The organism is Mycobacterium sp., assembly GCF_032162605.1.
Taxonomy (GTDB): domain Bacteria; phylum Actinomycetota; class Actinomycetes; order Mycobacteriales; family Mycobacteriaceae; genus Mycobacterium.
The window spans coordinates 1-9,136 of sequence record NZ_JAVROT010000078.1 but is presented as its reverse complement, the minus strand read 5'-3'; the positions used below and the strand labels follow the sequence as shown (position 1 = coordinate 9,136).

Sequence of the window (9,136 nt, the reverse complement as noted above, 5' to 3'; positions counted from 1 at the left end):
CCCGGGGGTGGATCGGATGCCGCGAACCTGGCGCTGCGGGCGACCAGGGACGGCGACACGTATGTCCTCGATGGCGAGAAGACGTCGACCAGCTTTGCGACCCAGGCCGAGTTCGCGATCGTCTGGGCCCGCACCGGAGCGCAGTCGAGCGGCGCGCGCGGAGTCAGCGCCTTCGTCGTCCCCCTGGACCTGCCGGGCATCAAAACCAGTGAGTTCGACGACTTCGGCGGTCGGTGCGCCGGCCGGGGGTCGGTCTATTTCGACCGGGTGGTGATACCGGCGACACACCTGATCGGGCGGGAGAACGAAGGCTTCGTGCAGGTGATGCAGGGGTTCGACTACAGCCGGGCGCTGATCGGGTTGCAGTGTCTGGCGGTCGCGCGACAGTCTCTGGACGAAACGTGGGTCTCCACCGCCGACCGGTCGAGCTTTGGCAAACCGCTTATCTCGAATCAGGGGGTGTCGTTCCCGCTGGCCGAGGCCGAGACTCAAGTCGAGGCATGTCGCCTGTTGTGCCTGAAGACGTTGTGGCTCAAGGACCAGGGTTTGCCGCATACCGCTGAGGCAGCGATGTGCAAGTGGTGGGGCCCCAAGTTGGCGTTCGACACGATCCAGACCTGCCTGCTGCTCAACGGGCACGGGGCCTACACCGAGGAAATGCCCTATGCGCAACGGCTCCGGGATGTCCTCGGGCTGCAGATCGGCGATGGCACCGCGCAAATCATGAAACTCGTCATCGCCCGACACAAGGCCGGCCGCAACGCGGTGTCGGCATGACCCGGAGGAAACCATGCCCAAGGTGATCTACGAAAAGCGGGGCCAGATCGCGTACATCACGCTGAACCGGCCCGAAGTCCACAACGCCATCGACACCGAGACCGATGAGCTGCTGTTCGACGCCTGGACAGATTTCCGCGATGACCCGGATGTCCGAATCGCGATCCTCACCGGGTCCGGGGACAAGACCTTCTGCGCGGGCGCCGACCTCAAATCGCACGTCGATCCCTGGCTCGACGCCGGGCCCGAACTCGGACGCAGCCTGCTGGATAAGGGGTTCGCGGGCCGGATCACCCGAGGGCTGCATCGGACGCCCAAACCGATCATCGCGGCGCTCAACGGGTGGGTCATCGGAGGGGGCATCGAACTGGCCCTGGCCTGCGACATCAGGATCGCCTCCGAGCACGCGAACTTCGGGTTCTTCCACATGCGTCGCGGCATGCATTTCGCCGACGGCGGTATCGTGCGGCTGGTCAACACGGTCGGGGTGGGCATCGCGATGGAGCTGGAGCTGATGGGTGAACCCATCGATGCGCACCGGGCCAAAGAAGTGCATCTGGTCAATCGCGTTGTGCCCCACGGTGACCTGATGGCGACGGCCGAGGACATCGCGGCCAAGATTCTGCGAAACCCAAGGGCCGCAGTCGAATCCGCGAAGCAGACCATCCTCGAGATCATCGGCCGCCCATTGGACGACCAGCTTCGGCTGGAGTGCCTATATGGCTACTCGACAATGGGTAACCCGGAGATCGTGGAGCGCCAGCAGGAGTTCCTCGAACGGCGCGACGCCGACCGGGCAACGGCCAACTCCGCTGGAATCTGACGAGCCTGAGGTACGAAGCCATGGCATACAACTCGATCTACAACCGCGGACTGTTCGATGATCAGATTGTCGTCGTCACCGGCGGTGGCAGCGGTATCGGGCGTTGCACAGCGCACGAGTTGGCCTCCCTCGGTGCCCATGTCGCGATCGTCGGTCGCAACGAAGTCAAGCTCGAACAGGTCCGCGGCGAGATCGAATCCGACGGTGGCTCGATCTCCACGCATGTCGCCGACATCCGCGACGAAGACGCAGTCATCGCCACCATCGAACAGGTGCTGGCCGACCACGGCCGCATCGACGGTCTGGTCAACAACGCAGGCGGCCAGTATCGGGCACCACTGAAGACGATCTCGACCAAGGGGTTCGAGGCCGTCGTCAAGAGCAACCTGACCGGAGGGTTCATCGTCATGCGGGAGGTCTACAACCGCTGGATGATCGACCACGGTGGCGCAATCGTCAACATGATCGCCGACATCTGGCACGGGTGGCCACACTTCTCCCACTCCGCGGCGGCGCGCGGCGGAATGCTCACGCTGAGCGAGTGCGCTGCCACCGAATGGGCCGAATCCGGTGTCCGTGTCAACACCGTCGCCCCCGGATCGATCGCGTCGCAGGGTCTGGACACGTACGAAGACAAGGACACGGCGTTCATTCGCAACGACTTGACGCCAGGTATCCCGTTGCAGCGGTTCGGAACTGAAGCCGAAGTCTCAGCGGCGATCGTCTATCTGCTGTCGCCGGCGGCGAGCTATATCACCGGCTCCTGCATCCGCATCGACGGGGGAGCGCCGAACGCACGCCGTGGATGGTGGGATCTGCAGCCCGCCAAGAACAATGTGGCCTTCGACGGGTTCCACCGGTCCGCGCTTCCGGCGATCCTCGACGAGGTGCCGTAATCCCTGTGCAGGTAGGGCAACCAGATCAAGCCACACGAGTCCGACCACCAGGGGTACCGAATCCGAATTCGCAAAACGCCGCGGGTCGGCTGACCATTGCTAACGTCTGACCATGCGTCGAACGCTACCTGTTGTAGTCGTGCTGCTGCTCGTTCTCCCCGCCCTGACTGGTGGTGGTGTGGCGCGCGCCGACGAAAGTCAGTACGCCGAGTTCTACACTCCGCCTGACCCGTTGCCTGCGGGTCGGCCCGGCGACCTGATCCGCTCCGAGCCGTCGCGGGTGGTGCTGGAGCCGTCCGGTCAGTTGGGTGCCTACGTTGCAACGGGTACCCGGATCATGTATCTCAGTACCGATACCCACGGCCGACCCATCGCTGTCACAGGCACCTATTTCGAGCCGGACAACCCGTGGCCGGGTCAGGGGCCGCGCCCGTTGATCTCCCTGGCGGTCGGCACCTACGGCCAAGGCGACCAATGCGCGCCGTCGCGCCTGTTCAACCAGGGCATCCACTACTCGGGCGGCTTCGACATCACCTACGGCTACGAGCAGGGGTTCGTCGCGACCATGGTGGCGCGCGGGTTCGCCGTGGTCGTCACCGATTACGAGGGCCTGGGCACTCCCGGTGTCCACGCCTACCTCAATCGGGCATCGGAGGGCCATGCGGTGATCGATGCGGCCCGGGCCGCCATGCGACTGCCCGGCACGTCGCTGTATCCGCATGGACCAGTGGCATTCTGCGGATATTCCCAGGGCGGTGGCGCATCGGCGTCGGCCGTCGAGTTGGCACCGACCTACGCTCCGGATCTCGATCTCGTCGGGGCCTGGGCCGGAGCACCACCGGCCGACTCCTCAGACGTTCTGCCCTTCGCCGACGGCAGCATCCTGGTCGGCGCCATCGGTTATGTACTCAACGGCATCATCGCCGCCTACCCGCAGGCGGAGGCCCCGATCCGGGAGTCGCTCACACCGCGAGGCGAAGACATGCTGGACAAGACGAAGGAGCAATGCATCGCACAGACATTGGCGGACTTCGGGTTTCGCCATCTTCAGCCGTACTTCAACGTGCCGCTATTCGAGCTGGGACAACAGGAACCACTCAAGTCGATCTTCGCCGACCAGCGGATAGGGCGCTTGCGGCCCGCGGCGCCGGTCTTAATCGATCAGAACCGATTCGATGGGGTGGTGCCCTGGGTCCCCGCGCATCAACTCGCCCTGGACTGGTGCGCCCAGGGAGCCGACGTGCAGTTCTTCACCAACGAACAGCCACCGTTCCTGAACAAGTTGGCGGTGAACCACGAGCTCGCTCAACTAGTCGACGGCGAACGCGGTCTTCAATGGATCGCCGATCGATTCAACGGTCTGCCGACCACGCCGAACTGCGTGGAGATCTAGGTAACGCTGGCTCAGAATTCGGCCTCACACTCGGCGGTAACCTCGACGTGCTCCGCCGGGGCATTTTGTCGCGCAACGTGACTGGATCCAGTAGGAACAGCACGTGTTGTGGCTAACCGCCAAATATGACGGGTTCGAGTGGGCTAAGGGCGTAGCTCCTACTGTTGGGCGCGAGTCCGGGTCGTATCGCCGAGGGGCCTGCTTCTTTGGCCAGCATCACCCCAACGATGCGTCGAGCGCGCAGGGCGGCCGCGTCGGCCCGAAATTCGACCCCGCCCCGCCACCCGTCGTAACCCGAGTGGTTGGACACCATCTCCAGAATGGATGTGTCGCGTTGCGCAACGCCGGCCAGGAACGAACTCAGACCGGTGGTCACCGCGTCACCATCCAGTGCGTAGTTGCGTGAGCCCTGCATGAACACGTGAGTCGATGTGTCCGTCTCGGGCGTGATGGCGTGGGTCCGCGTGGTGGTGTACACCTCGCCGGTCGAGGTTTCGATGTTCCAATACTGGCGATGCATCGCGGGCGAGACGAAAGTGCCGCTCTCGCTGTGTTTGTACAACTGGGTCCGGTCGAGTCCGGTGGCGTTGACTTGCCAGTCAGTGAGGGGGAGTTCCGGCATGATCCGGGTGTAGGACACGGTCGTCTCGGTCACCTCGACGTCATTGAACGCGGGCATGCTGTCAAGTCCAGGAGGCAGATCCCTCGTATGAACGACGGGCGCGTAGCTGAAGTCCAAGTAGTGCTCGTGGAGCATCATGTAGTTGGCGCTTACCTGCCAGGCACTTCCGAACGTCGTCCATGCCGGGTCGTTGATCCACGGCGTGCGTGGCAGTTGGCTGCCAGCGGCAGCGGACGGCGGTCCCAGCCACACCCAGACGAAGGGTGGCTCCTCGAGGACGGGAAACACGCGCACTCTCATCCCGGTCGGGACTTCGGGTTGCGACGGCGTGAAGACGCACTTGCCGTCGGTGTCGTAGGTGCATCCGTGGTAACCGCAGACCAATCGATCTCCGTCGATGCGACTATGCGACAGTGGGAACGCCCGGTGCGCGCAACGGTTTTCGAAGGCAGTAACGGCTCCGCTTGCGTCACGCCACAGCACGACGTCCTCCCCGAGCAAGCGTCGCCCGAGCGGTGATTCGGTCATCTCGTCGCAGGTGGCCGCGACATACCAGCACTTCTTGGGGTAGTTGCTCACAGGTCCAGGACCAGCCTTTCGGTGCGCGAGCGCGACACGCAGACCAACATGACTTCGCCGGCATCTTTTTCAGCGTCGGTGAGCATCGAGTCGCGGTGATCTGCCTTGCCTTCCAACACCCTCGCTTCGCAGGTACCGCACACGCCTTCATAGCAACTGGCCATGATCGGGACGTCCGCATCCTCAAGGACTTCCAGGATTGACTTGTCGGCTGTCACCTCCAACGTCACACCGGATCGCTGGCACACCACCTCGAACCTGTCGAGCTCTTCAGCGGCCTGCTCTGCCGTGGGTGCCTTGGCAGCGAACCGTTCGATGTGAAGTATTCCTGCTGGCCAGTGGGCGCATTGCTGTTCGACCGCCCCGAGCAGTGCCTCGGGCCCACAGCTGTACACCAAGGTATCGTCCTCGGGGTCCTTGAGAAGCGATTCGAGGTCGAGGAGACCCCGTTCGTCCTGCGGCCACACCGTCACGCGCTCGGGGTAGCGCTCGGCAAGGTCCGATGCAAAGGCCATGGAAGCCTTCGTCCGTCCGCCGTAAAGCAATGTCCAGTCGTTGCCCGCTTGCTGCACGGCCTCGATCATCGCGGCAATCGGGGTGATGCCGATCCCTCCGGCTATGAATCGATAGCGCGGTGCGTCGACGAGCGGAAAGTGGTTGCGGGGGCCGCGCACTCGCACCGCCGCTCCCTCTTCGAGCTTGTCGTGGACGTGTCGCGAACCACCGCGACTGTTGGGATCGAGCAAGACCCCGACGCGCCATATGCTCGAATCACGAGGATCACCGCACAGCGAGTACTGGCGCGTCAGGCCCCCATCCAGGAGTAGGTCGATGTGGGCTCCCGGCTCCCAGCGTGGCAGGTCTTGGTTCTCCGGGTGGGCGAGATCCAGCACCACGACGCCTTCTGCGGGTGCGCTGCGGCGTCGCACGATCAGCTCGGTTGAGAATTCATGGACGTTGGCGCTGGATTGCGTGACGGAGGGCGCAGACATCGGTTCCTCGCTCCGATCCGTGGGTGATATGAAATCAGTTGGACCCCAGTCGTATTGCGGTCATTGACCAGCGTCGGGCGGGGGCGGCACGTAAATGGTCTTGTAGTCCTGGAATGCGTACAGCCCCTCCGGGCCGAGTTCGCGCCCCATACCGCTTTGCTTGATGCCCCCGAACGGGGCGACGGGATCATTGACGTAGTGGTTGACCCCGACGGTCCCCGAGCGAACGCGGCGGGCGACATTGACGGCGCGTTCGGGATCCGATGACCACACGCTCCCGCCCAGGCCGTAGACACTGTCGTTGGCGATCGCAACGGCTTCCTGTTCATCGGAGTAGGGAATCAGCGAGAGCACTGGCCCGAAGATCTCTTCGCGTGACACCGTCGCGTTGTTGTCCAAGTCGGCGAAGACGGTGGGTTCCAGGAACCAACCTCGGTCAAATGGCCGCGAACCGCCGGTGGTCATTCGGGCGCCTTCACTCTTGCCCTTGGCGATGTAGCCTTCGACGCGCTCGCGCTGGCGCTGCGATACCAGCGGGCCGACCTTGGTATCGGGATCGAGAGGATCGCCCACCGTCAGCGATCGCGCCATATCGGTAATGGTGTCGACGATTTCGGAGTATCGGCTGCGGGGGACCAGCACCCGGCTGTTGAGCCAACAGATTTGACCGTTGTTGAGCAGGGTGCACCCGAAGAACTGCTCCATGGAGGCGGCCAGGTCGGCGTCGTCGAGGACGATCGCCGCAGACTTGCCGCCGAGTTCGAGGGTGACCGGCCGCAGTAGCCGTCCGCATGCTTCGGCGATCCAGCGGCCCGCACCGGTGGATCCGGTGAATGAAACCTTGTCGACGCCGGGGTGCTCGACCAGGTAGGCGCCCACTTCACGGCCGCCGGGAACGACGTTGACGACGCCGTCGGGTATGCCCGCTGCGGCTGCGGCCTCGGCCATGAGGAACGCGTCGAGCACTGTTTCCTCGGCCGGTTTGAGGACGAACGTGCAACCGGCGGCCAACGCGGGTGCGAGTTTCAGGAACGTAATCCCTTGCGGGACATTCCAGGGCACGATCGCGCCGACGACCCCAACGGGATGCTTGGACACCAGCGATGTGCCGCCGAGCATGCCCGGACGTGACTCCTCGGCTGGCGCACTGGTCATCAGGTCGCTGTAGTAGCGCAGCAGCAGCGGAGGAAACCCCGCCTCGAATTGTTGCGCGAGCCAGATCGGCATCCCATTCTGCATCGACACCCGTCGCGCCGTTTCGGCGCCGCGGGCCTCCAGTTCCACTGCGAAGCGTTCGAGGACGTCAGCGCGCTCCTTCGGATGCCAGGTCGACCATCCGTCGGGGGCGTCGTACGCCGTCCTGGCCGCTGCGACAGCGCTGTCGATATCGGCCTCATTGCCTCTGGGCACTGAACCGATTCGCTCCTCGGTGGCCGGAGAATGGACCGCGATGGTGTCGTGGCCGGCGGGCGCGTTCCACGTGCCGCCGATGTACAGCTGGGGGTAATCGATTGTGGTCATGGATATCTCAGCCGTTCAGGAAAAGTTGAGCTTTGCGGGCAAGTGCTGCAGGCCGCCGACGAAGTTGGTCTGCGTGTACTTTCCGGGTCCGAGCAACTCGATCGACTCGAGGCGGGGCAGCAGCTCCTCGAACATCACCTTCAGTTCGAGCTTGGACAGGTGTTGGCCGATGCACATGTGCGGGCCGTGGCCGAAAGCGATCTGCCTGTTGGGCTTACGGTCGATGTCGAACTCATAGGGACGGTCGAAGACGTCCTCGTCGCGGTTCCCCGATTGGAACAGCAGCATCAGCCGATCACCCTTCTTGATGGTCTGCCCTCGCATCGTGTAGTCCTGCTCGGCGCGGCGGGTGAAGTGCTTGACCGGTGAGACCATTCGCAACGATTCCAAGACAAGGTTGGGAATCAACTTCGGATCCGCCTTGACGCGGGCCAGTACGTCGGGGTGTTGTGACAGCAGCTGCAGTGTGCCGGCCAGGGTTGCCGACGTGGTGTCGTGCCCGGCGGTGGAGATCGCCATGTAGTAGCCGTAGGAGAAGGACTTCGGGAGGTACTCACCGTCGGGTCCCTTGGCTGTGGCGACCAGTGTGGCGAGATCCTCGCGGGGATTGGCGCGGCGGTCTTCGACCAGCGTGTCGAAGTAGGCGCAGATCTCCTGGTAGGTGGCCGCGAACTGCTGGGCCATCGCCTCGGGGCTCGGCTCCTCGGCGTCCTCGCGCTGGTGTTCCGGATCGGCTGTGCCGAAGAACTCCTGAGTCATCTTCATCATCGTCGGCTCGTCCTCAGGGGGTACCCCGAACAGCGTCATCATCACGTGCAGCGGGAAGCCAAGGGCCCAGTCGTCGAGCAGGTCGATCTCTCCGGCCGCGGAGAGCTTCTCGAGCTTCTCGACGGACGCCTTGGCGAGCTCGCCGATCTGCTCTGTCCACTTCTGGAGCTGGGTGGGCCGGAACCAGTCGTTGGTGATGAATTTGATCTCGGTGTGCTCGGGCGGGTCCAGGTACGGCAGGGCGTCCATAAGGCGGAGGCTGCCGCCGAGCAGGCTCTTCATGAAACCGTCACCGGCCTGGTTCTGCAGGATCGGGTTGTTCGCACCGGGGTGGTCTGGACCGCCGCCTGCGCTGAACACCTCAGGCTGGCTCTCGACCTCCTGCAGGTCGGCATGCTTGCTGACCAGCCATATGGGGTCGTAGCCCTCCACGACGGCCTGGGCCAGCGGCGCGTTGTTGCGCACCCATTTGTAGGCTTCGTGCAGCGCGGCGAGGTCGCCGTGGCCCTCGGGGAGCAAGATCTGCCGTGCGATCTCGTCGGGAATGGTCGTTGATTCGGTATGTGCGGCGGTCGTCATGGACGTCCTCTCTCCTGCGGTATTTGAGTGCCCTACACCTCTCGCCCACCGTTCTTTGTGGGCGATCGCGATTGGTGATTCAAGTCTCACTGCGAGCGCGTTCTGCCGCGTCACCACGACGGGGGGTCATGACTCCCGCTTTGGGGGTAAAAGCGCCGGTGGCGTATACCCCGCGACTCTCCGCCG

8 protein-coding genes are annotated in these 9,136 nt (G+C 64.0%); 4 read left to right on the top strand and 4 right to left on the bottom strand.

From position 1 onward, the window contains the following. The 4 genes from QOI01_RS04370 to QOI01_RS04355 all read left to right on the top strand — a co-directional run. A partial coding sequence (locus QOI01_RS04370) for an acyl-CoA dehydrogenase family protein (RefSeq protein ID WP_526378947.1) occupies positions 1-777 on the top strand: 777 nt, incomplete at its 5' end. Positions 778-790: 13 nt separating this feature from the next. Then, a complete protein-coding gene (locus QOI01_RS04365) occupies positions 791-1,600 on the top strand; it encodes an enoyl-CoA hydratase/isomerase family protein (protein WP_526378945.1) in 810 nt (269 codons plus the stop codon). Positions 1,601-1,620: 20 nt separating this feature from the next. Beyond that, entirely contained in the window at positions 1,621-2,496 is an 876-nt protein-coding gene (locus tag QOI01_RS04360; RefSeq protein WP_526378943.1) for an SDR family oxidoreductase, read from the top strand. 112 nt (positions 2,497-2,608) lie between these two features. Then, on the top strand, positions 2,609-3,889 hold the full coding sequence (locus QOI01_RS04355; protein ID WP_526378941.1) for a lipase family protein: 1,281 nt from the start codon (positions 2,609-2,611) through the stop codon (positions 3,887-3,889). Positions 3,890-4,001: 112 nt separating this feature from the next. Here QOI01_RS04355 and QOI01_RS04350 read toward each other — a convergent pair whose 3' ends face one another. From QOI01_RS04350 to QOI01_RS04335, 4 genes are read right to left on the bottom strand one after another with little or no spacing between them, the layout of a single operon-like run. Next, positions 4,002-5,090: a Rieske 2Fe-2S domain-containing protein gene (locus tag QOI01_RS04350; RefSeq protein WP_526378940.1), complete on the bottom strand. Its 1,089-nt coding sequence runs from the start codon at positions 5,088-5,090 to the stop codon at positions 4,002-4,004. Next, the gene (locus QOI01_RS04345; RefSeq protein ID WP_526378938.1) at positions 5,087-6,082 is read right to left on the bottom strand and encodes a PDR/VanB family oxidoreductase; all 996 of its coding nucleotides are present in this window, start codon (positions 6,080-6,082) and stop codon (positions 5,087-5,089) included. The genes QOI01_RS04350 and QOI01_RS04345 overlap by 4 nt, the downstream gene beginning before the upstream one ends. Positions 6,083-6,142: 60 nt before the next feature. Next, positions 6,143-7,603, bottom strand: a complete 1,461-nt coding sequence (locus QOI01_RS04340; protein ID WP_526378936.1) for an aldehyde dehydrogenase — start codon at positions 7,601-7,603, stop codon at positions 6,143-6,145. A gap of 15 nt (positions 7,604-7,618) precedes the next feature. Continuing rightward, positions 7,619-8,950 (bottom strand): cytochrome P450, encoded by a 1,332-nt coding sequence (locus QOI01_RS04335; RefSeq protein ID WP_526378934.1) that lies wholly within the window; start codon positions 8,948-8,950, stop codon positions 7,619-7,621. Between the last annotated feature and the right edge of the window lie 186 nt (positions 8,951-9,136).